The sequence below is a fragment of the Streptomyces sp. ME19-01-6 genome (genome assembly GCF_033793745.1).
Taxonomy (GTDB): domain Bacteria; phylum Actinomycetota; class Actinomycetes; order Streptomycetales; family Streptomycetaceae; genus Streptomyces.
Map to the genome: position 1 here is coordinate 53,452 of NZ_JARAXF010000005.1, position 24,306 is coordinate 77,757.

Annotated in this window: 23 protein-coding genes and 6 pseudogenes; 14 read left to right on the forward strand and 15 right to left on the reverse strand. The window is 68.1% G+C overall.

Annotation, left to right across the window (positions count from 1 at the left end):
• Positions 1-2: 2 nt before the first annotated feature.
• The 4 genes and pseudogenes from PV419_RS13580 to PV419_RS13595 all read right to left on the reverse strand — a co-directional run bounded on the left by PV419_RS13580 (position 3) and on the right by PV419_RS13595 (position 4,299).
• The gene (locus tag PV419_RS13580; RefSeq protein WP_319688315.1) at positions 3-920 is read right to left on the reverse strand and encodes an ATP-binding cassette domain-containing protein; all 918 of its coding nucleotides are present in this window, start codon (positions 918-920) and stop codon (positions 3-5) included.
• 409 nt (positions 921-1,329) lie between these two features.
• Complete coding sequence (locus PV419_RS13585; RefSeq protein WP_319688321.1) at positions 1,330-1,875, reverse strand: RICIN domain-containing protein; 546 nt, start codon at positions 1,873-1,875, stop codon at positions 1,330-1,332.
• A gap of 101 nt (positions 1,876-1,976) precedes the next feature.
• Positions 1,977-2,513, reverse strand: a pseudogene (locus PV419_RS53260) (galactosylceramidase); the annotation flags it as partial.
• 721 nt (positions 2,514-3,234) lie between these two features.
• On the reverse strand, positions 3,235-4,299 hold the full coding sequence (locus tag PV419_RS13595; RefSeq protein WP_319688327.1) for a LacI family DNA-binding transcriptional regulator: 1,065 nt from the start codon (positions 4,297-4,299) through the stop codon (positions 3,235-3,237).
• 242 nt (positions 4,300-4,541) lie between these two features.
• Here PV419_RS13595 and PV419_RS13600 point away from each other — a divergent pair, with 242 nt between their 5' ends.
• Entirely contained in the window at positions 4,542-6,095 is a 1,554-nt protein-coding gene (locus PV419_RS13600) for a glycoside hydrolase family 31 protein (protein ID WP_319688328.1), read from the forward strand.
• Positions 6,096-6,317: 222 nt separating this feature from the next.
• Here PV419_RS13600 and PV419_RS13605 read toward each other — a convergent pair whose 3' ends face one another.
• From PV419_RS13605 to PV419_RS13620, 3 genes and pseudogenes are all read right to left on the reverse strand, one after another.
• A complete protein-coding gene (locus PV419_RS13605; RefSeq protein ID WP_319688329.1) occupies positions 6,318-6,569 on the reverse strand; it encodes a Beta-galactosidase C-terminal domain in 252 nt (83 codons plus the stop codon).
• A pseudogene (locus tag PV419_RS13610) lies at positions 6,469-7,307 on the reverse strand (beta-galactosidase trimerization domain-containing protein); the annotation flags it as partial. The gene PV419_RS13605 and the pseudogene PV419_RS13610, both read right to left, overlap by 101 nt.
• Before the next feature lie 458 nt (positions 7,308-7,765).
• Positions 7,766-8,788 (reverse strand): LacI family DNA-binding transcriptional regulator, encoded by a 1,023-nt coding sequence (locus tag PV419_RS13620; RefSeq protein ID WP_319688330.1) that lies wholly within the window; start codon positions 8,786-8,788, stop codon positions 7,766-7,768.
• A 494-nt stretch (positions 8,789-9,282) separates the two neighbouring features.
• Between PV419_RS13620 and PV419_RS13625 the strand changes: the two genes are divergently transcribed.
• From PV419_RS13625 to PV419_RS13650, 7 genes and pseudogenes are all read left to right on the forward strand, one after another.
• Positions 9,283-10,542, forward strand: a complete 1,260-nt coding sequence (locus tag PV419_RS13625; protein ID WP_319688332.1) for an ABC transporter substrate-binding protein — start codon at positions 9,283-9,285, stop codon at positions 10,540-10,542.
• A 90-nt stretch (positions 10,543-10,632) separates the two neighbouring features.
• Complete coding sequence (locus tag PV419_RS13630) at positions 10,633-11,505, forward strand: sugar ABC transporter permease (RefSeq protein ID WP_319688334.1); 873 nt, start codon at positions 10,633-10,635, stop codon at positions 11,503-11,505.
• Between the two features lie 15 nt (positions 11,506-11,520).
• Complete coding sequence (locus PV419_RS13635; protein WP_319688336.1) at positions 11,521-12,426, forward strand: carbohydrate ABC transporter permease; 906 nt, start codon at positions 11,521-11,523, stop codon at positions 12,424-12,426.
• 171 nt (positions 12,427-12,597) lie between these two features.
• A complete protein-coding gene (locus PV419_RS13640; RefSeq protein ID WP_319688337.1) occupies positions 12,598-13,455 on the forward strand; it encodes a glycoside hydrolase family 43 protein in 858 nt (285 codons plus the stop codon).
• A 15-nt stretch (positions 13,456-13,470) separates the two neighbouring features.
• Positions 13,471-13,737 (forward strand): annotated as a pseudogene (locus PV419_RS13645) (beta-L-arabinofuranosidase domain-containing protein); the annotation flags it as partial.
• A 169-nt stretch (positions 13,738-13,906) separates the two neighbouring features.
• Positions 13,907-14,029, forward strand: a pseudogene (locus tag PV419_RS53265) (hypothetical protein); the annotation flags it as partial.
• A 51-nt stretch (positions 14,030-14,080) separates the two neighbouring features.
• The gene (locus PV419_RS13650; RefSeq protein ID WP_415925309.1) at positions 14,081-14,896 is read left to right on the forward strand and encodes a DUF6805 domain-containing protein; all 816 of its coding nucleotides are present in this window, start codon (positions 14,081-14,083) and stop codon (positions 14,894-14,896) included.
• A 19-nt stretch (positions 14,897-14,915) separates the two neighbouring features.
• On the opposite strand, the gene PV419_RS13655 is transcribed toward PV419_RS13650, so the two are convergent.
• From PV419_RS13655 to PV419_RS13670, 4 genes are all read right to left on the reverse strand, one after another.
• On the reverse strand, positions 14,916-15,134 hold the full coding sequence (locus tag PV419_RS13655; RefSeq protein WP_319688341.1) for a hypothetical protein: 219 nt from the start codon (positions 15,132-15,134) through the stop codon (positions 14,916-14,918).
• A 249-nt stretch (positions 15,135-15,383) separates the two neighbouring features.
• Positions 15,384-15,782, reverse strand: coding sequence for a PIN domain-containing protein (locus PV419_RS13660; RefSeq protein WP_319688343.1), 399 nt, complete (start codon positions 15,780-15,782; stop codon positions 15,384-15,386).
• Positions 15,779-16,060 (reverse strand): hypothetical protein, encoded by a 282-nt coding sequence (locus tag PV419_RS13665; protein ID WP_319688345.1) that lies wholly within the window; start codon positions 16,058-16,060, stop codon positions 15,779-15,781. Before PV419_RS13665 ends, PV419_RS13660 begins: the two co-directional genes overlap by 4 nt.
• A 472-nt stretch (positions 16,061-16,532) precedes the next feature.
• On the reverse strand, positions 16,533-16,940 hold the full coding sequence (locus PV419_RS13670; protein WP_319688347.1) for an ATP-binding protein: 408 nt from the start codon (positions 16,938-16,940) through the stop codon (positions 16,533-16,535).
• Positions 16,941-17,097: 157 nt separating this feature from the next.
• Between PV419_RS13670 and PV419_RS13675 the strand changes: the two are divergent.
• Positions 17,098-17,289 (forward strand): annotated as a pseudogene (locus PV419_RS13675) (helix-turn-helix transcriptional regulator); the annotation flags it as partial.
• 6 nt (positions 17,290-17,295) lie between these two features.
• Here the strand turns inward: PV419_RS13675 and PV419_RS13680 are convergent.
• Positions 17,296-17,565: a hypothetical protein gene (locus tag PV419_RS13680; RefSeq protein WP_319689105.1), complete on the reverse strand. Its 270-nt coding sequence runs from the start codon at positions 17,563-17,565 to the stop codon at positions 17,296-17,298.
• Here PV419_RS13680 and PV419_RS13685 point away from each other — a divergent pair.
• Complete coding sequence (locus PV419_RS13685; RefSeq protein ID WP_319689049.1) at positions 17,554-18,426, forward strand: transcriptional regulator; 873 nt, start codon at positions 17,554-17,556, stop codon at positions 18,424-18,426. The two genes, PV419_RS13680 and PV419_RS13685, sit on opposite strands and share 12 nt — an antisense overlap.
• A gap of 14 nt (positions 18,427-18,440) precedes the next feature.
• Positions 18,441-18,806 carry a hypothetical protein gene (locus PV419_RS13690; protein WP_319688349.1) on the forward strand — a complete coding sequence of 122 codons (366 nt, stop codon included), beginning with the start codon at positions 18,441-18,443 and terminating at the stop codon, positions 18,804-18,806.
• A 444-nt stretch (positions 18,807-19,250) separates the two neighbouring features.
• On the opposite strand, the gene PV419_RS13695 is transcribed toward PV419_RS13690, so the two are convergent.
• On the reverse strand, positions 19,251-19,637 hold the full coding sequence (locus tag PV419_RS13695) for a DUF5655 domain-containing protein (protein ID WP_319688351.1): 387 nt from the start codon (positions 19,635-19,637) through the stop codon (positions 19,251-19,253).
• A gap of 564 nt (positions 19,638-20,201) precedes the next feature.
• Between PV419_RS13695 and PV419_RS13700 the strand changes: the two genes are divergently transcribed.
• Entirely contained in the window at positions 20,202-20,462 is a 261-nt protein-coding gene (locus tag PV419_RS13700) for a hypothetical protein (RefSeq protein WP_319688353.1), read from the forward strand.
• A 151-nt stretch (positions 20,463-20,613) separates the two neighbouring features.
• On the opposite strand, the pseudogene PV419_RS13705 reads toward PV419_RS13700, so the two are convergent.
• Together PV419_RS13705 and PV419_RS13710 are read right to left on the reverse strand one after the other, a co-directional pair.
• Positions 20,614-20,797, reverse strand: a pseudogene (locus tag PV419_RS13705) (site-specific integrase); the annotation flags it as partial.
• 5 nt (positions 20,798-20,802) lie between these two features.
• Positions 20,803-21,183 (reverse strand): MerR family transcriptional regulator, encoded by a 381-nt coding sequence (locus PV419_RS13710; protein ID WP_319688355.1) that lies wholly within the window; start codon positions 21,181-21,183, stop codon positions 20,803-20,805.
• Positions 21,184-21,241: 58 nt separating this feature from the next.
• Between PV419_RS13710 and PV419_RS13715 the strand changes: the two genes are divergently transcribed.
• Positions 21,242-22,039, forward strand: a complete 798-nt coding sequence (locus PV419_RS13715) for an SDR family NAD(P)-dependent oxidoreductase (protein WP_319688356.1) — start codon at positions 21,242-21,244, stop codon at positions 22,037-22,039.
• A 466-nt stretch (positions 22,040-22,505) separates the two neighbouring features.
• Positions 22,506-24,257: a serine/threonine-protein kinase gene (locus PV419_RS13720; protein ID WP_319688358.1), complete on the forward strand. Its 1,752-nt coding sequence runs from the start codon at positions 22,506-22,508 to the stop codon at positions 24,255-24,257.
• Positions 24,258-24,306 lie beyond the last annotated feature (49 nt).

The following is a 24,306-nucleotide window of genomic DNA, read 5'->3' on the forward strand; positions in this document are numbered from 1 at the left end:
GGTCAGTTCCGGCCCTGCGGTGCGTGCGCCTTGTACGTGGCCACGTCGGAGGTGGCCTTGAAGAACGCCTCCTCCAAGTCGGCCCGTACGGCGGAGAGTTCGAGCAGGGTCACGCCGGCGCTTCGGGCCGCGGCGGCCACGTCGTCGGTGGTGGTGTTGACCACGGTGATCCGGTCGTCCTGTTCCTGCGACGCCTCGAACCCGGCGCCCCACAGCGCGCGCAGCAGCGCCTCGGGCTGGTCGGCACGGGTGATCACCTCCTTGCGGGAGTGACGGGCGATGAAGTCGTCGGCCGACTCGGCGGCGATCAGCCTGCCCCCGCCCAGCACGATCAGGGAGTCGGCGAGCACCGCCATTTCGTTGAGCAGGTGGGAGGAGACCAGCACGGTCCGGCCTTCCGCGGCGAACACCTTCAGCAGGTCGCGCAGCCACCGGATGCCCTCGGGGTCCAGCCCGTTGGCGGGCTCGTCGAGCATGATCGTCGCGGGGTCGCCGAGCAGGGCCGCGGCGAGCCCGAGCCGCTGCCGCATGCCGAGCGAGAACCCTCCGGCCCGCCGGTTCGCGGCCGACCCCAGGCCGACCATCTCCAGCACCTCGTCCACCCGCCGACGCGGCAGACCCGCGCCCGCGGCGATCATCCGCAGATGCGCCCGCGCCGTCCGGTCGGGGTGCACGGCTCCCGCGTCGAGCAGCACTCCGACCGTCTGCGTCGGCTGCTCCAGCTCCGCGTAGGTGCGGCCGTTGAAGGTGGTGCGGCCTTCGCCCTGGTCGAGGCCCAGCATGAGCCGCATCGTGGTGGACTTGCCGGCGCCGTTCGGTCCCAGGAACCCGGTCACCACACCCGGTTCCACTGTGAACGACACGTCGTCGACGGCTGTCACCTGCCCGTACCGCCTGGTCAACCCCTGCGCGACGATCATCCTGATCTGTCCCCTCACGAATCCCGGCACCACCTCGGCACCGGCGGGGCACCAGACTCGTCAACGCGGGCCGGTCAACCGTCCGCCATCCGGCCAAAGCCGCATACACCAAAGGATGTAGTCCCCAACAGCCAGCCGCCGCACGGCAGCCACGAAGTTGATCTGTGGCTCACGGACGTGGCTTCAGAGGGGCACTCGGCGATATTGGAGAGCTACCGTCAGCCACGTCACGGCATGCGGGTCTGGATCGGCTGTCGGCGGCTACCACGACCCGAACTCCTTGGCTCTGGTGTCGCGACTACATGCCCGGGGAGGATCCGAAGCACGAGCTGCTCGGCCTGTGCTCCCTCAACCAGTCCTCGGCTGGACTGGCCGCCTCAGCAGGGCACGGCCTGCCCCGCCCTGGGGCTCACTGCATGAGGGTCAGGCGATCTTCACCAGCTTCCACTGCGTTGGTGCCGCCGGTGGTGGGCCACTGGATGATGACCGCGCCGTCGGCGGTGGAGCTCGCGGAGATGGCGACCTTGTAGCCGTTCGAGCGTGACTCGATGGTGTAGTTGCCGTTGTCGGACGGAGCGATCTGCCACTGCTGGTTTGGTTGGCCGGTGGGAGTCCAGAGGGGGAACTGGGTGTCCGGCGTCGTGGTGGCGAAGGGGATGTCCAGTGCCTTGCCCCTGGCGACACCGGTGATGCTGTAGTAGCCGGCGCTGTTGCGGGCCAGCCTCCACTGCTGGTTGGTACCGCCGTTGTCGGTCCACTGGATGATCGGCGTGCCGTTGGCGGTACCGCCGTCGGAGGCGTCGAGGGCCTCGCCGCTCCTGACCTTGATGATCTTGTAGGTGCCGGAGAGGTCTTGCCGTGATCGTGGAGCCCTGGAAGCCCAGGGACAGCTTGTGCCAGGTATTCGTTCCGGGAGCGGACACGGTGCCGCCGGCCAGGGGTGGTCCAGATCCACGTGTTGTTCGTGGTCCAGCTCATCTTCAGCACCGACCAGGCGCCGGTGTCGGACAGACGCAGGGGATAGGCGTTCAGACCGCCGTTGTTACGGCCCTGGGTGCCGACCCGGCCGAGGATCTCGGCGGCGCTGCCGCTCTTCTCCAGCAGCACGTCGGAACTGACCGTGTAGTTGCTCCAGCCCAGCTCGCCCATGATCGTGTAGGGCTGGGTGCTGTTCTCATGGGTCCACTTGATCGGCTGGGCCTGTGCCATCTGGCGCAGGCAGTGACCGCTGCGGCCGCCGGCGCAGGAGGCCGACTCGAACGCGCCGTTCATGGTGGCGAAGTACCTGGCCTCGCGTCCGGCGCTGTAGCCGGCGAAGCTGTCCGAGTACGGCAGCGCAAGCTGGCTGCGCTGGGGGGAGGTGGCGGTGCCGGGGGCCTGCCCGCTGGTGGTGGTCACCGTGTAGACACGACCGGGCTGCAAGGTGAGCGTGTACGTCCCGTTGGTCGCCGTCAGGTCGGAGCCGCGCACCAATGTCGGCGTGTCCTTCCCTGGCTGCGACAGGTCGGTGGACCACACCCGCAGGGTGCCGCCGGGAAGCCCGCCCGCCACCTTGAACGTGACGGGCTGGCGCCGAGATCGAAGGGGCAACATACAGAGCGTCGGGCATGGCGAAGGCGCCGTGGCCGCCAGAGCCTGCGCGGACGCCAGCCCATCGCTGTGCAGAACTCACCAACTCGTGCGGTGCCCCCGCCGGCCTGCCCCGCTGAGCCCTCCGTTACTTCCGGTGGCCTCCGCCTTGTGATGCGCGGAGTTCTCCTCATGGCTCTTCGCACGCTCGGCGCGCACCATCTCGTTCGAGCCCGGCCGCCAGCTCGCGCTGTCGCTCGTCGTCCGAGTGCTGATAGATCAGTGCGGCTTCTCCGAGGACTGCCCGGCCCGGACCATGGTGTCCTTGAGCGTCGCGCCGGAACGCGTCGAGAGCATGTGTCCGGTGTGACGAAGGCCGTAGAAGCGGAAGCCGTCCGGTAGACCCGCTGCAACACGGGCACGACGCCATTTCCGCCCGAAGGACGTACGGCGGAAGGCCGCCCCCTTCTCGCTTCTCGCCGACGAAGAGCAGCCCATCAGGCCCCGGCTCGCCATAGGACTCCAGATGCCAGCGAGCTCCCAGCGGAGGGACGCGGGAGCATCACAGCCCGAGGGCCCGCCTCGGCCTCAGGCATGCGTCATGTCGGATCCCGAGGTGCCGTCGAGCGATACGTATCGCTGGCGTGCCGCGACCGTGACACCGCCGTTGACCCGCATCAAGAGGAAGCCGCGCTCTTCGCCGTATCGAGAACCGGCGGGGCACCCGTGCACCGGTGCGACCGCGTCAGCCCCCCTTGATGAACAGTGCCGTCGTGGCGCGACGCTCCAGTCCCTTGGGCTGGACGAGCTCCAGGCGTGGCGGACCGTCCGCGCCCCCGAGCCGCTCGAAGAGGAACCTCATCGCCAGGCTCGAGACGGCCCGCGGCCTGGGCGAGACGTTCGTGATGGGGCGCGCGTACGACAGTGCGGTGTCGTCCGTGCAGAAGCTGGCGAGCGAGACGTCCTGGCCGGGGGTGAGCTGCCGGTCGTGCAGCAGCCGGACCAGCCACTCGGTGACGCGCGGGGTGCGCGTGATCAAGCCCAGCCGGTCGTCACGGTGGGTGAGGAACTGATCCGCGCAGGCGGCGATGCCGTCCCAGCCGTCGAACGGGCGCGGGACGACGGTCAGCTCGATTCCGTGGAGGGCGGCCCGATCTGTGGCGGCGTCGTAGAAGTCGAGCACGAACTGGAAACGCTCCTGCTCATCCGCGGGTTCTCCCAGCACCGCGATGTGCCGGTGTCCGGTGATGGCGAGCTCGTCCACCAGCAGCTCGGCGGAGCGCCGGGTGTTGAAGTCGACCACGTCGAGGCCCTGTGGATCCTTCGGGCGGCCGACGAGAACCACGGGCAGGTCCAGCTCGTGTGCCGCCGGAACCCTGTCGTCGTCCGGCTGGATGTCCATGATGACGAAGGCGTCACAGATCGAGCGGCCGGCCAGGCGGGTAACGCCGTCCGGGCCTTCCCGCACGGTGCTCAGGACCACCTCGTAGTCGTGCCGGCGTGCCTCCTCGATGATCGTGTCGATGTAGGGGACCGATTCCGCCGCGTCGGCCTTGGGGCCGAGGTGCACGATCAGTGCGATCACATTCGACTTTGCCGTACGCAGCGTCCGGGCGCCGGCGTTGGGCTGGTAGCGCAGTTCGCGCATCGCCCGCTCCACGCGAGCGCGTGTCTCGGCGGATACGGCGCGCTTGCCGCTCATGACCGCGGACACCGTGCTCTGTGCGACACCCGCCAGCGCGGCAACGTCCCTGCTCGTGGGCGCGGACCGACCGTTGCGCCTGTCCGGCGACCGCTCATCTCGTGCCATGTGTCGACACGCTAGCCGACCCTCGCCCCGGTGTGTGACGGTCCTTGTCGCGGCTCCGGCACCGCAGGGATGTTGCTGTTGCCTCGATGCCTGCTCTACGTTCGATACGTATCGCGCGATACGTATCGCTCTTTCGTGTGGCTGCCTGCTGTTATTCGCCTGCCCTCTTCCCGCTGAAGGTCGTGATGATGTTCTCCCACCCTGTGCCTGCTCCGCCCGTAGACGGTCTCGAGGAACTGACCGTGGACGACGAAGTGGAGCTGATCCTCGAGGCAGGCGAGCGCTGGTGGGGCGGCGCCGCGGAGGACGGCCTGCTGATGCCTTTTGGCGAGCAACCGTTCGTACGCGATCTCGGTGTAGCCCTACGGCATGAGTCCGGTGACTCCGCGCCGTCGAATCAGAGCAGCCCGCTCCTGGTATCGACGCACGGGCGCGTGATCTGGTCGGACCGGCCCTTCGCCTTCGCGTTCGAAGGCCGCCAGGGCGGCTTGCTGCGGGTGACGGGTCGAAAGGTCCGCGTCTGCCAGGCCGGCGCCACCCTGCGGGAGGCGTACCAGAGGGCCGCGCGCCGCTTCTTCAGCCCGTCGGGGCGGGCGCCCGCGCGGGAGCTGTTCACCGGGCCGCAGTACAACACGTGGATCGAGTTCCCCTACACGCCCACGCAGGAGGCGGTCCTGCGGTTCGCCGCCGATCTCCTGGCCGCCGGGATGCCGCCCGGTGTCCTGATGATCGACGACTGCTGGTCGCCCGGCTACGGCACCTGGCGATTCGACGGTGCCCGCTTCCCCGACCCGGCGGCGATGATCCGCCGGCTGCACGACTGGGGCTTCTCGGTCATGGTGTGGGTCGTCCCGTTCGTCAGCCCGGACTCCGCCGCCTTCCGGGAACTTGAAGGCAAGGGGCTGCTGATCCGCGACCGGAAGGGCGACACTGCGATCCGCCGGTGGTGGAACGGGTTCAGCGCCCTCCTTGACCTCACCAATCCCGCCGCCACCGCCTGGCTGACGGGCCACCTCGACACCCTCACGGCCGAGACCGGTGTCGACGGCTTCAAGTTCGACGCCGGTGACATACGGGACTACCGCGCCGACGACCTCACGGCCACGCCGGCCGAACCTGTCGACCTGTGCGAGGCGTGGGCACGGGTGGGACTGCGATACCCGTTCAACGAGTACCGGGCGTGCTGGCGGATGGGCGGTCAGCCGCTCGGGCAACGGCTGCAGGACAAGCCGCCCCGGTGGGGTACGGCCGGGATCGAGTCGCTCATCCCCGAGATGCTCGCCCAGGGCATGATCGGCTACCCCTTCACCTGCCCCGACATGATCGGCGGGGGTGAGATCGTGGCGATGGGCGAGCAGGGGGCGACGGACCAGGAATTCTTCGTCCGGTACGCCCAGATCGCGGCGCTGAGTCCGATGATGCAGTTCTCCGTCAGGCCCTCTCGCGTTCTCGACGACGTCCATCTCGCCGCGGTGCACGCGGCGCTGGCGGTCCGCGCGTCCCTCCTGCCGCTCATCCTCGGCCTCGTGGACGAGGCCGCCCGGACCGGTGAGCCGATCGTGCGCCCGATGGCCTACCACGCGAGCGGACTGGAGAATGTCACCGATCAGTTCTTCCTCGGCCCGGACCTGATCGTGGCACCGGTGACCACGCAGGGCGCCACCGAGCGGAGAGTCGCCCTCCCGGCAGGCCGCTGGCGCGGCGACGACGGCACTGTCGTCGAGGGCCCCACAGCCGTGACGGTGCGGTGCGACCTCGCACGCATCCCGCGCTTCGAGCGTCTCGCCGACGCATGACGGAACGTTCGAGAAAGGAGTGGCGGAAGCCATGTCCAGCATCAGGTGACGTCCGTTGACCGGCCGTTCTCGGGGCGCTCGCGGTCATCCGCGTCCACGGTTGGGTCGCCCGAGCCCGTCATCGCAAGGTAGGAGGGAATCTCCCGGCTTCAGCCGGGACAGCACTTCAACAGGCCATGTTCGTCATGCCGGCGGACATGACGTCCGCGCACGCCGAGAGTCTCATGCTTCCTCTCTCAGGGTTGGTTGTGCGGGGTCGTCGCGCAGGACCGCCGCGCCGAACGGCGGCAGGCACAGGTGGCCGCTGACGGGTGCAGGGACGTCACCGGCGAGCAGGTCCACCGGGGTGCCGGTGCCGGAGACGACGGTCACCTCATCGGGGGTGTGGTTGAGCAGGAAGAGGTGTTCGGTGCCGTCGGCGGCTCGGCGGGGGACCGCTTCGACACCCGCGGGGGTGTCCAGGGCGGGCGTCACTCCGGCGCCGGTGACGCAGGCCAGGACCAGGCGGCGCAGGGTCTCGCGGTCGGGTGAGGTACCGAGAATACGTCGCGGTGCCGGTGCCGAAACGGTGCCGGGTGACGGCCGGGCCGCCCTTCAGCTCGCCGTCGGTGTAGGCGGCCAGCAACTCGGCGCCGGCCAGGTCGATGACGTCCTGCCAGTCGGTGGCCGTGCCGGTGTGGCCGACGTGGTGCAGGCCCACCGTCTCGCCGGGCCGCAGGGGCGCGAACTCGTCGATCTCGATACCGAGCAGGTCGCGGAAGGCGCAAGGGTGGCCGCCGGGCCGTACCCGGTCGTACGCGTCGACGATGCCCGAGAAGTACGACATCAGCAGGTGGCCGCCCGCGCGGACGTGCGCGGTGAAGTTGTCGGCGCCGGTGTCGTCGACCAGGCAGAGGTTGGGTACGACCACCAGGCGGTAGGTGCTCATATCGCTGTGCGGGTGGACGAAGTCGACCGCGATGTTGGCGATCAGCGCGGCCTTCTCGGAGGACTGGCCTGCGCGGACCATCGTGTCCTTGAGAGTGGCGCCCGAGCGGTCGAGAGCGTGTGTCCGGTGTGGCGGAGGTCGTAGAAGCGGAAGCCCTCCGGCATGCCGACGGCGGTACGGGCCTTGCGCCACTTTCGGCCGAACGTGCTGCGGCGGAAGGGCGCGCCTTTCTCGCCGAGGAAGACCAGGCCATCAGGGCCCTTACCCGCGTCCAGCTCCATGTGGACGCCAGCAGCGCGGCGGCGGACTGCGGCGGGTGGCCGCTTTTCCGGGCAGGCGAGGAGTGCTGCCGAGGAGGTCGAAGGCGGAGCCGCTGTGCGGCTTGGCCGCCGGCAGCCCCCATGCGTCGCGGCCCCGAGGCGCCACCTAGCTCCGCGCCAACGACGAGGCCCGTCAGTGGGGCAACTACGCCGGCCTCGGCATCGTCACCCGCGCCCCCGACCTCTACGGCCGGGTCCATGTCGGCACCGATGGACGCGGTCTCCGGTACGGCGCCCCGTCCTGACCCCCACACCTGAGCGGGGCCGCAGGCACAACGGCCTGCGGCCCGTGATGGAACCGGATCTGAGATGTTCGGCGCTGACCTTGGGATTCCCCCCGGGGAGACGCTCCATTCGGCCTCGGATTCCTCGCCCGGGACCGTTTCACGTGAGCGGCGACGAACCAATGCGACCTCGCGCGGTCACGCCGCCCCGTCGGCAGGTGGCGGGGCGGTGGAGTTGCGTACCACGAGATGGGTGCCCACCTCCATGTGCTCCATGAGGAGCTTCTGTCCTTCGATGAGGGACAGCATTGCGCGCGCTGCCTTCTGGCCCATGTCGTGGAGCGGCTGCCGCACGGTGGTCAGGCCGGGGAAACTCTGCGCGGCCTGCGGGAGGTCGTCGAAGCCGACGACCGAGAAGTCGGTGGGCACGTCGAGTCCACGCGAGCGTGCGGCGTCGATCGCGCCGAGCGCCATGAGGTCGGCGCCGGAGACGATGGCCGTCGGGCGGTGTTCATCGATCAGGCGAGCGGCGGCGCGGAAGCCGCTGGCGTAGGAGAAATCGCATGAGGCGACGAGACGTTCGTCGGCCGCCAGCCCGGCGAGCCGCATCGCGTCCTCGAAGCCCTGGAAGCGGATGGAGGTGCTTTCGAGGTCCTCCTCGCCGCGGAGGTAGGCGATCCGGGTGTGCCCGAGGTCGATGAGGTGCTGGGTGCCGAGGCGCATTCCGTGGTAGTTGTCGACGCTGAGCCGGGGCAGCGGTACGTCCAGGCGCCGAGGGTCGATGATGACGCAGGGCAGCTTCTGACGGTGCAGCAACTCGACCGTCTTGTCCTCCAGGACTGGCGCGATCATGAGCACGCCGTCGACGAGGCCGCGTGTCAGGAACTCGACCCGGTCCTTCTCTCGTGCCGCGTCGTGGTAGGTCGCGTTGACGAGCAACTCCTGTTCGGCTTCGGCCAGTTCGTCGGCGACGCCGCGCAGGATCTCCAGGCCGTACTGACTGGTCAGGTCCAGTGCTATGAGGCCGATGAGGCCGCTGCGGCCGGCCTTGAGGTTGCGGGCCGCGACATTGGGCCGGTATCCGAGATGCCCAGCCACCTCCAGGACGCGGCGTCGGGTCTCCTCGGATGCTCCCGGCTTGCCGTTCATGACGTTGGACACCGTCATGGCGGAGACGCCGGCCTCCTCGGCCACCTGCGCGATGGTCACCCGGCCTGCCACCCCAACTCCTTCTGCCTGCCGACTCGGTCGAGCCGAACGCTCATCGGGTCCCGGCGAGATGCCGCCTCCCTGTGCCGCCTCGGCGAAGCCGCGCCGTACTACGCGCCGTTCGACGGTGAAGACCTTAGGGGCTCTACTGCCCCAACCTCCACGACACCTGCTGGAAACTGTAACGATAAGGCGTAGAGTGCGTCAACGGCCCTCTCCGCGAGCGCGTCACAGCCCCTTGAACAGGCGAAACATCAAGGCACGGAAGCCGTCGGTTGCGCTAGCCGACCACAAGAAGCAATCCGATCGGCACGGAAAGTTACCTATAGCTGTGCCATAAGTTTTGCGTTACAGTCCCGGCCATCGGCGCGAAACTTCGCCGCAACATGGATCAACCGGTCTCTTACCTGACGCACCAGGCGTACCTGCATGGAGGCCATCCGACCGGTTTAACAACCCTTCAAAGATGACAAGTCGGCCCGTACCGACGATGGGTGAGGTGTGCAATGAAGCGTTCTGGGAGACTTCTGGCGGTCGCCGCCATGGCGATGTCGCTGGCCGCGTGCGGCGCAGGCGGGTCGTCCGGTGCCTCCAGCGACGGCAAGGTGACCCTCCACGTCGAGGCGTGGAAGGGCGGCGGCGCGGAGCCGGCGAACGTCGCGGAGATCAACAAGGCGTTCGAGAAGGCCCACCCCAACATCAAGGTCGACTTCGAGTACATCACCGCCAACGACACCTACACCCAGAAGCTCCAGCCCGAGCTGCTGGGCGGCAAGGCCGGCGACGTGATCATGGTCGACACGGACAAGATGAAGAAGTGGGGTGCCTCCGGCTACCTGGCCGACCTGTCCGGGGAGTCGTGGGCGAGCAGGATTGCCCCCGACGCCAAGCCCTTCGCGACGGCCGACGGCAAGACGCTCGCCATGCCGATGGAGCTCATCGGCATCGGCCTGTACGCCAACACGGACCTGCTGAAGAAGGCAGGCATCAGCGAAGTCCCCGCCGACTGGCCGACGTTCCTGAACGACCTTGCCAAGGTCAAGAAGGCCGGCATCGACCCCATCGCGCTGCCCGACAAGTCCGGCTGGACGGGCGAGTCCGTCTTCCAGGCCGCCGGATCGACCCTCGTCTACCAGAAGAACAAGCAGTGGGACTCCGACTTCCTGGGCGGCAAAGCCTCCTTCGATCCGGACTGGAAGACGTCGCTGGAGCAGTTGAAGACCCTTGAGGACAAGGGGTACGTCAGCTGGAAGAAGGAACTCGGCGTCGACGAGTGGGCGCAGGGGCCGCAGGACTTCAGTGCGGGCAAGAGCGCCTTCTGGTACCAGGGCGCGTGGCAGGTCTCCAACGTCGCGAAGGCCGGGTTCCCGGTCTCCTTCGCGCCCTGGCCGGGCGGTGCCGCGGGCACCAAGCCCAACGGGATGCTCTTCTCCGGCACGATGTGGGCCGTCAACTCCCAGTCCCAGCAGGGTGACGCCGCACGCGAGTACGTGAAGTTCTGGTCGCAGAGCGAGAACCTCGCCAAGTACCTGGCGGCCGAGCACGCGGAATCGCCCTTCACGGGCGGCACGACGCCGGAGAGCCCCGAGACGACGGCCTTCACGACGGCCTTCAAGGATGGCCGTTACCGGATCATGCCGTCCAACACCTGGTACAGCGGGGCCGCCGAGACCGCGACCGGCTCCAAGATCCAGGCGTACCTGCTGGGCAAGGCATCGGCCGCGCAGACGCTGAAGGACATCCAGACTGCGGCGTCCGCGAAGTAACCCGGCCACCCCGATCAGCCGTGGTGGGGGCGCAGTCGGCGGCTTCTGGCCGCCCCCGCCACGGCTCACGCGGGCAAGAGGAGGATCCCCGTGTTCCACCGACGGCGCGCCACGATGGCCGCCTTCCTGCTTCCGGCGATCGTCGTATACGGCGTGTTCATGCTGTATCCGCTGGTCCGCGGCGTCTACCTGAGCATGACCGACAGCCTCGGCGGTCCGATCGCCCACTTTGTCGGCACGGACCAGTACCGTGCCATGGCCGACGACCCGAACGTCACCGCCGCTCTGTGGCACACCGTGCTGTACGCGGCAGTGGTCGTGGTCGTGCAGAACGGCCTCGGCATGCTCTTCGCGAGCATGCTCTTCCGCCGGCCCAGGGTCCGCAAGACGCTCAGCGTGGTACTGCTGACGCCGACGCTCATCTCACCGGTGATGGCGGCCTTCATCTGGTCGTACCTGTTCGCTCCGGACGGGGGCATCAACGGGCTGCTGGGCCTGTTCGGCCTCGACTCGCTGCGGCACGTCTGGCTCGGGGACACCTCCACGGCCCTGTACGCCGTGGCCGCCGTCAACATCTGGATGTTCGCGGGCTACTCCTGCGCCATCTTCCTCGCCGGCTACATGAGCGTGCCCACCGAGCTCCTCGACGCCGCCGCGGTCGACGGCGCGCGCGGCTGGCGACGCTTCCGCAGTGTGGAGTGGCCGATGCTCGCCCCCTCGCTGACCGTGAACGTGACGCTCAGCCTCATCGGCTCCCTCAAGGTCTTCGAGTTCCCCCTCGTCCTCACCAACGGCGGCCCGGCCGGAGCCACCGACACCCTGACCATGCTCGTCTACCGGAACGTCTTCGGCGGCGGCAAGTTCGCCTTTGGCATCGCCGTCTCCGTACTGCTCCTCGTGACCGTGGTCGTCCTGTCCAGCGCCACCTCCTCCCTGCTCCGGCTCCGTGAGCGACGAATCTGACGGACGGCTTCCCACATGACCTCCAACACCCTTCCCCCCAGGACGCCCCGGCGGCCCGCCGCCCCCCTCGTCACGTCCGCCCCGTCCTCCGGTCCCGCCCTGCGCCGCGCGGCCGGTGCCCTCCGCACCGTGCTGCTCTGCCTCGGCGTGCTGGTGTTCGTCCTGCCGTTCCTCTTCACCGTCGTCACGTCGCTGCGCACCGCGGCGGACGTGGCGGGCGACCCGCTCGGCATCCCGCACTCGTTCACCCTGAAGAACTTCTCCGACGCCTTCGGCCAGATCCACTACGGACGCAGCGCCCTCAACACGCTGCTCATCACGGGCCTGAGCTGTCTGAGCATCACCGTGCTCGGCTCCCTGGCCAGCTACCCGCTGGCCCGCATCACGCAGGGCTGGTCGACCTGGGTGTACCGGCTGTTCATCCTGGGCACATCGGTACCGGTCTTCGTCGTGGTGGCTCCGCTGTACCTGCTGATGCGGGATCTGAACCTGCTGGACAACTACGCGGGCGTGGTCTTCGTCTACACGGCCATGTTCCTGCCGGTCGCCGTGTTCTTCTACACCAGTTTCATCCGCTCGATCCCCATGGACATCGAGGAAGCCGCGGCACTGGACGGATGCGGAGCCTTCCGCACCTTCTTCACCATCATCCTGCCGCTGCTGCGCCCCATCACCAGTACGCTGCTGACCTTCGTCTCGCTCCAGGTCTGGAACGACCTGATCGTTCCTCTGGTCTTCCTCCAGAACCCCGACAAGCGGACGGTCATGGTGAACGCCTACTCGTTCATCGACCCGCACGCGGTGCAGCCGACGACCCTGTTCCCGGCCGCCCTGCTCGGCGTACTGCCCCTGTTCCTGATCTTCGTCCTGCTGCAGCGGCACGTGGTCGCGGGCTTGTCCGCCGGCGCGGTCAAGTCCTGAACCGGGAGAGCCCCGGGAGCCCGGAGACTTCCCCGCCCGTCTCCCGGCGCGACCGGGACGGGCTCGATGACCAGCGGCTCCCCGACGCCGCCTGTTCCACACCACCCGCAACACAGACGACCTCACCGTCCAGGGGCTCCTGCCCCGACGTTCCGGAAGGACCGCCCACCGATGTACGTGGTCTCATACTTCACCACCGCCGCCGAGGCACTGCATCTGGCGTACAGCCATGACGGCGAGGAATTCGTGACGGCGAACGGCGGACGTCCCGTCCTGCGGGGCACGGTCGGCACCGGCAGGCTGCGGGATCCCTTCATCGGGGTGGGCCCCGACGGGCTGTTCCACCTGCTGGCCACCGACGGCTGGACGAGCCCGTACATCGCCCACGCCACCTCCGTGGACCTGGTCACCTGGTCCCCCCAGGAACTCCTCCCGGTCATGGCCGGTGTGGAAGGAGCCCTCAACGCCTGGGCCCCGGAGTTCTTCCTGGACCGCGGGACCGGGCTGTACCACCTCATCTGGTCGTCGGTCGTCGAGTCCGGGTGCACGGCCGAGGGCCGCGACTTCGAGCACGTCGGCCAGGACCACCGCATCTGGCACTGCGTCACCGAGGACTTCCGCACGTTCTCGGCCCCCGACGTCTTCTTCGACCCCGGTCACTCGGTCATCGACGCCACCGTGCGCGAAGTGGAAGGCGGCGGCTTCCTCATGGCCTTCAAGGACGAACGGGGCACCAACGACGTCGCGACCGCGCACAAGGACATCCACGTCACCACGTTCGACACTCCCGGAGGTCCGTACACCTCTCCCAAGGGACCGGTGACTCCCTCCGTGGTGGAAGGACCGTCGCTCTTCCGCCGCGGAGACGAATGGATCATGATCTTCGACCATTTCCTCGAAGGGCGGTACGGAGCGGTCCGCAGCGACAACGGCCTGGACTGGGAGCCCGCCTCCCTGGTCCTGCCCCCCGGTATGCGGCACGCCTCGGTCCTGGAGACGTCCCGCTCCACAGCGCTCTCCCCGCGGTAGGCCGACCGCCCGGCTCTGCGCGCCGTTCGTACCGGCGCGAGCAGACAGACCTGCAACACCTACAACATGCTCAAGCTGAGCCGCGCGCTGTTCCTGGAGCAGCCGGACGCCGAGGTACTCGACCACTACGAACGCGCGACGGTCAACCACATCCTCTCCTCCCTGCATCCGAAGGGCGGGCTGGTCTACTTCACACCGGTCAGACCGGGCCACTACCGCGTGGCCTCGACGCCCCAGAACTGTTTCTGGTGCTGCGTCGGCACCGGGCTGGAGAACCACGCGAAGTACGGCGAGCTGGTGTACACCACCGAAGGCGGCGACCTGTTCGTCAACCTCTTCATCGCCTCCCGGCTCAGCCTGCCCGAACAGAACCTGGTACTGGAGCAGACCACGACAACCCCCCCACGACGACGAAGTCACCCTCGTCGTCTGCCAGGCCCCCACCACGCCTGTGGCCCTCCACCTGCGCGTCCCCGACTGGAACGAGGGAACGCCCCAGGTCCGCATCAACAGCGCACCGCCCGAGGGCGGCCCGGCCCCGCTCACCACACGCCCCGCGGCAGGCGGACAACCCCTGACATACCTGCGCTTTGAGCGGCAGTGGCACGACGGGGACACAGTCACCATGCGCCTGCACCCGCGCATCAGCGCCGAACTGCTCCCCGACGGCTCACCATGGGTGTCCTTCCGCTACGGACCCACCGTCCTCGCGACCGAAGGCGACCGCACCGACCTCGTAGGGCACTTCGCCGACGACTCCCGAATGGGGCACGTCGCCCGCGGCCCGCTGCGCCCCCTGGAACACCTGCCCATCGTGCTCGCCGAAAGCTCCTCCGATCCTGCGGCCGGCGTACGCCGGCCCGACCCGGACCGGCTGGCCTTCGCTGTGGACCATGTGGACGCGCCGGCCGGTGAGCCCGTCGTCCTCGTCCCGTTCGCCGGCATCCACGAAACCCGCTACACCCTCTACGTCCCCCTGGCCGAACCGCAGCGCCTCCCTCAGCGGCGAGCGCAACTGCGCGCGGCTGACGAAGCGGCACTCACGCTCCACGACCGAACCATTGACACCGTCGCCGCCGGCGAGCAACAGCCCGAAAGCGACCACGGGTTCGAGGGCCAGGACACCTGGTCGGGCCTCACCGACGGGCTGAGGTGGCGGGCCGCCACCGGATGGTGGTCCTACCGCCTGACAGACCCCGACCGCGCCGCCACCGCCCTCATGGTGACCCACCTCCTCGGCAGCGACGCCGGACCCACCCGCGTGCTGGTCAGCGGACACCTACTGGGCACCTTGACACCCTCGCCGGATCCTGAGGGCAAGGAAACCACCCAGGTGCTCCCACTCGCCAAGGACCATCCCGCCGGATCGGTCGAAGTTCGGTTCGAAGCGGCCCACCCTGGAACCACCGTCCGGCTGCGCGAAGTACGCCTGGCGCGCTGACGCGACCCACTCCGTGGGGTCAGACCGTGTATGCCGCGCGGGCCAGGAGCACGGTGCGTTGCGTTGCTTCGGGCAGCGCACGGCTGCGGCGGGTGGAGCTCTGGTCGGCGTAGTGGATGGTGCGAGTCAGGCCGCTCGAGGTCTGGCCGGAGTCGCGGAGGCGGGCACCGAGGTCGTCGGCGGGGGCGAGCAGGGCACACGCGCCGGTGTACGGCCGGATCGAGCTCGTCCCGGTCAAAGCGATGCTCGGTGCCGTTGATCACCGGGGTCGGAGTGGGGTCGACGACCTGGGTGTCGCGGCCGTGGGCATGGACAGGGCGCGAAACCCGTCGGCTACATCGACGAGAAGGATTTTGCCGAGGTCTCGGCCGACGTACCCGCGACGGCACCATGTTGCACCGCTCCGGAGCCCGCAGCCGGGCCCAGGCGGAAGGGCTGCCCCTCGACGAGGGCTGAGCCGTCGTCCGGCACTACAAGGCACCTCAGCTCAGACCTTCTCCGCGCTCACGCGTGGATGCTGGGCAGTGAGCAGTCCGATGTCTTCTACGTCGGAAGTGAGGATCGTCACCCGGCCGGGATGCTGCAGGGTGGTCGCGCACAGCATGGCGTCGATGGCGTACTTGTGGCCGTGCAGCCCTGCTGCCCGCAGCAGAGCGGCAGCGGATTGCGCGACGGTCTGGGTCACCGGCTCGACGCTCAGGCGGGACAGGGTCCACTTCAGTGCGGCGTCGTTGATCTTCGGGTGGATCACCTCCACCAGCACGGCGGCCGAGGTGATCACTGGCAGGTCCGCGTCACGAGCCGCCGTCAGCCACTCGTGGATTTCCCGATCACGCTGAACGGCCTTCGCCAGGCCCTCGCTGTCGAGGACCAGGGCACCGCTCACGCGGCCGCCCCAGCATTTGAAGCGCCGCCCGTCAGCCGGGCACGCTTGGCCGCCACGGCCTCGGGATCAGCCGGGCCGTGCACGCTGTCGAAGTCCGCGATCAGCTCGTCCAGGTTGTCCCGCTCGATCTGCCGCTGGGCCGCCTTCTCCAGATACGCCGAGACGCCCCGCTTGCCGACCCGCTCACGGATCGCCTGCAGAGTTCCGGCAGTCAGTGTGACGGAGATACCGCTGGTGGGGCCGTCGCCGGGCGGGAAGTCCACGTCGTCATCAGTCACGGTTCGAGTATGCCATTGAAAATAGCATAGCGGGTGGCAAGCGCACGGGATTCTGACCAGATGACGAAGGGATCCAGCGTCAGAGGCTGGTGCGTCTACGCAGCCGCAACGCCGCTCCAACAGGTGATCTCCGCGCGGTGCGGCCCGTGCGCAGCGGTCCCCTCAGTGACGCCGGCCTCCCTCCTTCCGAGATGCCGTGCCCTCCGCGTGCCCGCAAGGGCGGAAAACCACGGTCAACAGCGGTGCGATCCGACGCACAGAACCACCCCAAGGTCCAGATATCCGTGCTGGTCAGAGCTATGGAGCCCGTGCGAGCGCCGTCGCTTCCCAAGCTCAGAGCGCGGGTTCGATTCCCGTCACCCGCTCCACGACGAAGGCCCAGGTCAGCGACCCGGGCCTTGTTTGTTGTCTAGACCTCTCTATGCCTCCGTGCCCGTTGCGTGCCAGATACGCACCAGATCCGCACCAGAAGTCATGCCCCAGCCCCCGGTCCCCGGTCGCTCCCCTCCCGGCCGCCGTCCACCGCCACCCGTACCACGCCGACGGCGAGGAATGCCGTCACGATCTTCCCGTCCGGAATCTTCGTCACCTGAAAACGGGTGGCGCACCGGTCGACGGCGACGACACCCCGGCCGCACTCCTCGTCGTCTTCGGCGATGACTTGGACGGGCAGATCCGTCGAGTAGTCGCGCACGAGCACATGGACACCGTGGGGGGCGATCAGGACGGTCAGACGGCACCGCCCATCGGTGTGCTTCCAGACGTTGGTCAGCAGCTCGGTGGTCACGAACAACACCTCTTCCACTATCGGCACGAAAGCCGGAGCGTTGAGGAGAACACGGAGTAGGCGGCGGACCTCGGCGGGTGTCCTCTCAGTCACGCCGGGAAGGTGGCAGGTGTACCGCTGGTGGGAAGTGAGACCCGGGTCTGTGTCGACAGCCATGTGCGCCAGTGGCCTCTCCGGCTTGCCCTGAAGGCGAGGGGGTAAGTGACAAGTTCGAGTGAACCGTCCCGGCTTGCCCGACTCCACGGCACCCATGCGGCACTCTGGACGCACTCCGTGCACGGATGAAGCAGCGGTTCGGGACCGGTGGCGCGAAGGGGGAGCGGGAGTGGGACTTGCTGAGCGTCGAAAAACTCTCGGCTGCAGTCAGGAAGGACTCTCCCACGCCCTTGGCGTCGATCGCACGACGGTCGGCCGCTGGGAGAGTGGTAAGACCGTGCCCCAGCCACCGTTACGACCGGAACTCGCTGCGGTACTCCAGCTCGACCTCGCTGAACTCGACGCCATGCTGGCTCAGCCACGAACCGCCGAGGAGCCGGCAAGCGCGCCGCCCAACGCACAGTACGACCCGGGGAGCGCCGACGACATGATCCGACGTGAGTTTCTTCGTGCAATAGCCGTGACCGGAGCACTCACCGCCGACCCCGCCGATGAGGCCGAAGAACTCGTCGAAGGCCTGCGCCGTGCGTCCTCCCAGGATTTCCTTCGTATGAACGGCCACCTGTGGCAGGTCTACCAACTAGCGCGCCCAAAAGGGGCGGTGTATCCGGTCGTACGTGACCAAGTGGCCCACCTCAATGACGCCTTCGCCGGCCGCTCCCGGCCGGAGTTCCGGTCCATGTGCGTGGCTGCGGGTGACCTCTTACAGCTGGCCGGAGAGCTGTCCTTCGATAGCAATCGGTACACCGAAGCCGCGGCTTCCCACACGCTGGCCGCAGCCGCGAGCAGGGATGCGGGCTCGTACGACCTCTGGGCCTGTGCCCTCGTACGACACGCCTACATCGATGTGTGCGAGCGCCGATACCAGGAAGCAGCGAACACACTGACAGCCGCTGGGAAGGTGGCCAGACGCGGTGACCACTCGCTGTCCACCCGCCACTGGGTAGCCGCCGTGCAGGCCGAGGCATACGCGGGGCTCGGCAACCTCCAAGCCTGCGAGCGGGCCCTCGATACCGCCGAAGAGGTCCGGCACCTGTCCTCCCCCAGCCACAACGGCGGCTGGCTCCGCTTCGACGGCTCCCGCCTCGCGGAGGAACGCGGTGCCCGCTACGTCCAACTGGGCCGACTCGACCTGGCCGAAGAAACACTCCTGGAGGCTCTGCACCAAGCAGCTCTGGCGCAGGGACAGTCCTACCGCCGACGAGCAGCTGTCCTGACGGACATGGCCGCCATCGGCGCCAGGCGCCGCGACGCCGACCAAGTCATCACGTACGGCCACGAAGCCCTGCGACTGGCCCGCGAATCCGGCTCTGGGTACGTCGCCCGAAAGCTCCTCGGCCTGCGAGCCACTGTCAGCCCCCTCACCCGCGACGGCCGCGTCGCCGCTCTAGCGGCCGAGATCACCGCACTGACCACCTCATGAGGAAAGGCAACCCCATGCCCCACCCCGACGGCGCCCGTCTGTTCCGAGAAGCCTGGATCTCCGGCGTACGCAAGCACTTCCCCGGCGAGCCCAAGCCCGGCTACGTCACCCCCTGGGAGGAGACCCCGGAGTGGGAGCGCCAAGCAGCGGGCGCCGTTTACGACCAGGTACGTCAGCTCCTGGACGTCAGCGCCGGCCACGCCACCCGGCTCAACCGCGAGCAGAAAGGCCGCTTCGTGGCCACCTGCTGGACCGCGCAGATGTACAAGCACTTCGAAAACCCGAAGCCGGGGTACGTCGCGGACTGGCCGGACCTGCCGGACTGGCAGAGGGAGACGGACGCGGACATCTTCCAGGCGATTGAGGACGCTACCGACTGACCAGAAGGCTGCCGGCCGCTAACTCCTCGGCGGCCCCCTTCTGCATCTCCCGGGTCCGGACAGCGCCAAGCGCAAGCAGTGAGTTACAACCTTCTCTACGGGTTCAAGGCCCGCGCACGGCGCGGGCGCGCGCCGCCTCTGCAGCGCGGCCTGCCTCCTGTCTTCGCCCCGGCTGGCCGCGCCCGGCGGCGCGCTACGTGCGGCGGGCGGAGGTGAAACCCTCTGTGGCTGGGGCGGTCGGCTCCACGACTTTAGGCAGCCACCATGGGGGAGCCTCGAAGATCATGGCCCCAACGTCGTGCTTTAACGGGCAGGGTCCACAGACTGCCCGACTCGCCGGAAGCTTACGGGGCCATGATCACTCGCCCCATGGCAGCTCTCGCCCAAAGTCGCTCCGCCGACCGCGCGATGCCGCGTCTGCGCCACATCACAGAACGAGCGGGTCTACTCGACGACGGGGCGGGCCAGGTGTGCGCCCTGACCGACCTGGTATGCCTCCTGCAGCCAGCCAGCGAACTTGTCGTCGAGCTGATCCATCGAGACCACCTTGAAGTGGTGCACGAACAGTCGTTTGGTGTAGGGCGAGGACCGCTGGATCGGCGGATCCGTGACGCTGCGCTGGAGGTCGAGGTATCCGCCGAGGGCCTTGGTGCCCAGGCTTGCGCCAGCGAAGCCGCGCCGGGTTCCCTTGAGCGTGATCGCGGATTTCGCCACCGCATAAGTGAACGGTCCGCAGGCCTCGGCGAGTTCGATGAACCGGTGGTAGAGCGTGATGATCTCTGCGGGTTTACCGTCCAGATGCCGTTCGACGGTCCACTCATTGTTGTCCATGCGGTGATGCTAACCAGCCCGGAGAGCGCAGCATCAGGCGTCGTACATCAGCGGAGTACAGCAACCACAGCAACCGATCCCGTCCGGTGGCGTCCTCCCAGGGCCGTAGCGCAACCGGTGTGACCGCCACCGACCGCTCCACATAGAGCTACGGATCAGAAGGCTTGTCTGACATTCACGGCTGACATCAACGACGCCGGACGGGGACGCACACCAGCATCTCTGTCCGGCCGTCGCACCAGTCGCTGGCAGCAGCTGGAGCGGGATCGGATCGAACTCCTAAGGCGGTGGTCGGTAAGTCCTGTACAGCAGCGAAGTACGACAACCCCGAGACCCCCGCCCACCGCCACCCAGTCCCAGCCGACCGCCCGACCAGCCGAGCAGAGTTCAGCAACCGTCCCGTCCGTAGTTCGAGACGAAGAGGTCAGGCTCCTCCTTGCCGGGGCAGTCAGGGAGCCGAGTCAGCCAGCCGCGTGATCACCGAAGAATCCAGCACAACCGGACGGGCAGCCTAGGCCGACGTGCAGACCGAGGAGAGTCGGCAGACCACGCTAGGGTGCCGCCATGGAGCAGCTTCCGGACCACCCCGCCAATGGAGTCGATAGCCGGGAAGCCCTGGTGAGCCACATACTCAGCCTGCGTGACGATCTCCTTGAACGAGGCGATGAGTGGGAGAACCCCACACTTGAACGCTACCTAGAGGCACTGGCGGCGTGGATCAAGGGGTCACCCGGCTGGTATCGATACTTCGGCCAGGAGATGTCGGCGGACGGCGACTGGACGTTCTTCGCTCGTGCGCTGAGCGCCGCAGTCGTGTATGAGTGACCGTAGCTACCGCCGTGCCAGATGCGTGCCAGAACGAGCGGTAAACCAAGGTCAACAGGGTCCACAAGGAGCTCGCATTCAAGATCGCATCTGGCACCGTTTACGCAGGTCAATGCGTTGATCGGCCGCAATCAACCGGTGATTCCCAAGCTCAGAGCGCGGGTTCGATTAGCTCAACGCCAACGTGGGCGTCGATGCACGCAGCCACTTCGCGCTGACGCGCGGCTTGAGTGCTGACAGATCAACGCCGCGTTCTCCGAGGACTGGCCCGCTCGCACCATCGTGTCCTTCAGCGTGGCGCCGCTCCGCGTCGAGAGCGTGTGCCCCGGAGTTCGCGCACCTATCCGTCGCAGTCGGCCCGGACTGCGACCGATTCACCCGCGTGGATGATCGAGTCGAGCATGGCATGGGCGGCCTGGAGCTCATCGATGGAGCGGCTCAGGCGCTCGCGTTCGCGCCGCAGGTCCTGGGCCATTTCCTCGCAGGTCGGGGCCAGGATGGTGCCCTCGTCGGCCATGCAGGGCAGCATCTCCCGGATCAGGTCGGTGTTCAGCCCCGCCGCCAGCATGACCCGAATCCGGCGCACCGTCGCCACATCGGAATCGGCGAACTCGCGATAGCCGCTCGCCCGCCGCTGTGGCCGCAGCAGGCCCTGCTCCTCGTAGTACCTCAGCCCTCTGGGGCTGACGCCGGTGCGGCGCGACAGCTCTCCGATGAACATATGACCCCCGCCACAGAAGTTGACTCTGACGTCAACGTCAGTGTTTAGCGTAGCCGCCATGGCAACGAACCACGGCACCCAGCAACCCCCGCCCATCGACCCCAAGGCCTTGGAGGGCAAGAAGGCCGTCGTCACCGGCGGCACCATTGGTATGGGTCAGGCCATTGTCCGGGCCCTGACCGACCGTGGCGCCGAAGTCGTCTACACCGGGCGTAGCGAACAGCGACTGACCGAGGCCCAAGCGGCGCTCGACACCCCGCTGGCCCACCCGGTGCGGTCCGACGCCACCGACATGGCCGCCATCGCCGCCCTCGGCGACCAGGTCGCCGACATCCTCGGCGGCATCGACTACCTGTTCGTCAACCAGGGCATCGCCGAGTTCCAGACCCTCGAAGAGGTCACGGAGGAATCATGGGACCGCATCTTCGACGTCAACGCCAAGGGCTCCTTCTTCACCGTGCAGCGGCTGGCGCCTCTGGTGTCCGAGGGCGGCTCTATCGTGTTCACCACCGTCTCCAATGACCAGATCTTCCCGGGCCTGAGCGCCTACTCCGGGGCCAAGGAGGCCGTCGCCGCCTTCGCCAAGGTGCTCGCCGCAGAGCTGCTTCCCCGCAGCATCCGTGTCAACGCGATCGCGCCCGGTTTCATCCTCACACCCACGATGGGGGTCGCCGAACTGACCGACGAGCAGCGTTCCGAGTTCGTCGAACAGGGCAACGCCACCACGCCCATGGGCCGGGGAGGCACCGTGGAAGAAGTCGCCGCGGCCGCGCTGTACCTGGCCGTCGAGGCCACCTTCACCACCGGCTTGGAATTGCCCGTGGACGGCGGGTTCGGCCAGGGCCTCGGGGGATGACGGACCGCGCGCCGTAGGCGGCCCTGGGCAAGCCCCCGCATCAGTCGCCGCGAACGTACGCCAAGGCCCCAACATGTCCTCCAGCGAGCGGCTCAGCCGGTCGCTGGAGGACATGAGCTTTCATGAGTGGACCAGACACAGCGAGAGCCCACCACTGGCCGTGCCAGACGTGTGCCGAAACGGTCGGGGAACCGCGCCGTTTGCACAGGTCAGCGGGCCCATCTTGGCCCTTGGGACAGAGCGCCGAGGCGCTCATCGTGGCCCCGGGGCCGAGTTCACGCGTGGCCACGTGGTCGAACTCGGCGAGCGGCAGTGCAGTATTCCGCTGCTTGTTGGGGCCGTGGCTGCCGCGGTCAGGAACCGAATACGGTCGGGTACCGTCATGAACCGCGTCAGGGGTCAGGCCGGTTGGCGTTCTCTCCTGAGCACACACGATGCACAGGCGTGGCAGGAGGGATCCAGGGGGATGAAGGCGCTCGGTCCGCAGGACCCACAGTCGATCGGCGAATACCGACTGATGGGCAGACTCGGCGTGGGCGGCATGGGCCAGGTCTACATGGCGCGGTCCGGCCGGGGCCGGACCGTCGCCCTCAAGCTGGTACTGCCCGAACTCGCCCGACAGCCCCAGTTCCGGCAACGCTTCCGAAACGAAGTGGAAGCCGCCCGCCGGATCGGCGGCCACTGGACCGCCCCCGTACTCGACGCCGACCTCGACGCGGCGACACCCTGGGTAGCCACCGGCTACGTCGCCGGACCCTCCCTCCACGAAGTCGTCGCAGACGAACACGGACCACTGCCCGAACGATCAGTGATCGCCCTCGCCAACGGCCTGACCCACGCCCTGCGAGACATCCACAACACCGGCCTCGTCCACCGCGACCTCAAACCCTCCAACGTCCTGATCACCATCGACGGCCCGCGCGTCATCGACTTCGGCATCGCCCGCGCGGTCGGAGACAGCACCAGCGCACTCACCCAGACCGGAGCCACGGTGGGCTCCCCCGGATTCATGTCACCCGAGCAGTGCCGGGGAGAACAGCTGACCGCCGCCTCCGACATCTTCTGCCTCGGCTCGGTCCTCGCCTTCGCGGCAACCGGACGCAGCCCGTTCGGCGACCCGTACAGCGCGATGCACGTCCTCATGCTGCGCATCATCCAGGACGAGAAGAACCTCGACGGCATCCCCGACCGGCTGCGGGAACTGATCACCGCCTGCCTCGCTCCCACTCCGGCAGCCCGCCCCGGCCTGGAGGAGCTGCTAAGACTCACCGCCGACGGCAACCTCTGGCACCACAACCAAGACAACAACAGCAACCAGTTCCTGAAACAGAGCCCCGAGCCATGGCTACCCGGAACCCTCATCGCCGGACTCGGCCGCCGAGCCGTGGGCCTGCTGGACTCGGAGGAGCCTCAGGCCGGCCCGACACCAACCGCCGTAACCCCCGAAACGCCATCGCCCTTCGGGGCAACCCCACCATCCTTCGGGGCGGCCCCGACACCGACCGCCCACGCGACCGGCTACGGCACACCCCCCATGCCGCCCGGCGGGGTCTCACCGTACGCGCCAACCGCGTTCGGAGGACCACCCCCGCAACCCGCCGGCTACGGTACGCCTCCTGCGACGCCCGCCCCCCGTCCACCCGGCCAACGCTCCTACCGGTCCTGGATCATCGCCGCGTGCAGCGCCGCGCTGGTCGTGCTACTCGTGATCACCATCAGCAATATGGGCGACTCGGACGACGGAGGCGGCACGACTTCCGACGCCGGCTCGAGCAACAGCTCGAGAAAGAACATCGACGACCTGGGGACCCCGAACGGGAAGTACCAGACCTACACTTTCAGCGCCGGCGAAACCGCCCGGTACAGGAGCAAGCGGACGATCACGGTATCGCCGGTCGAGGCCTACGTCCCCGACAGTGCCGACCCCGCTGCGCAGACTCCCGATCCCGGCTACAAGGCGTACACGTTCACGGTCACCATCAGAAACACGGGTGCCGAGAGCATCGAAACGTATTTCAGCCCCGAGGTGACGCTGGACGGCGGCGCCAAGGCGGACAACATATCCGGTGATGGCTATGGCACAAGCCTCGATGGCACCATACCGCCGGGCCAGATGCTGACCGGCAAGTTCGCGTACGTCGCGCCAAGGGACTCGAAGGTCCTCAACGTGAAACATGACCTCTACGACAGCACGGTCTGGACGCTGAAGCTGTCTTAGTGGCTGTCTGCCCGGTCGTGGCGACCGTGGCCGGGAACGGGCGGCTGCC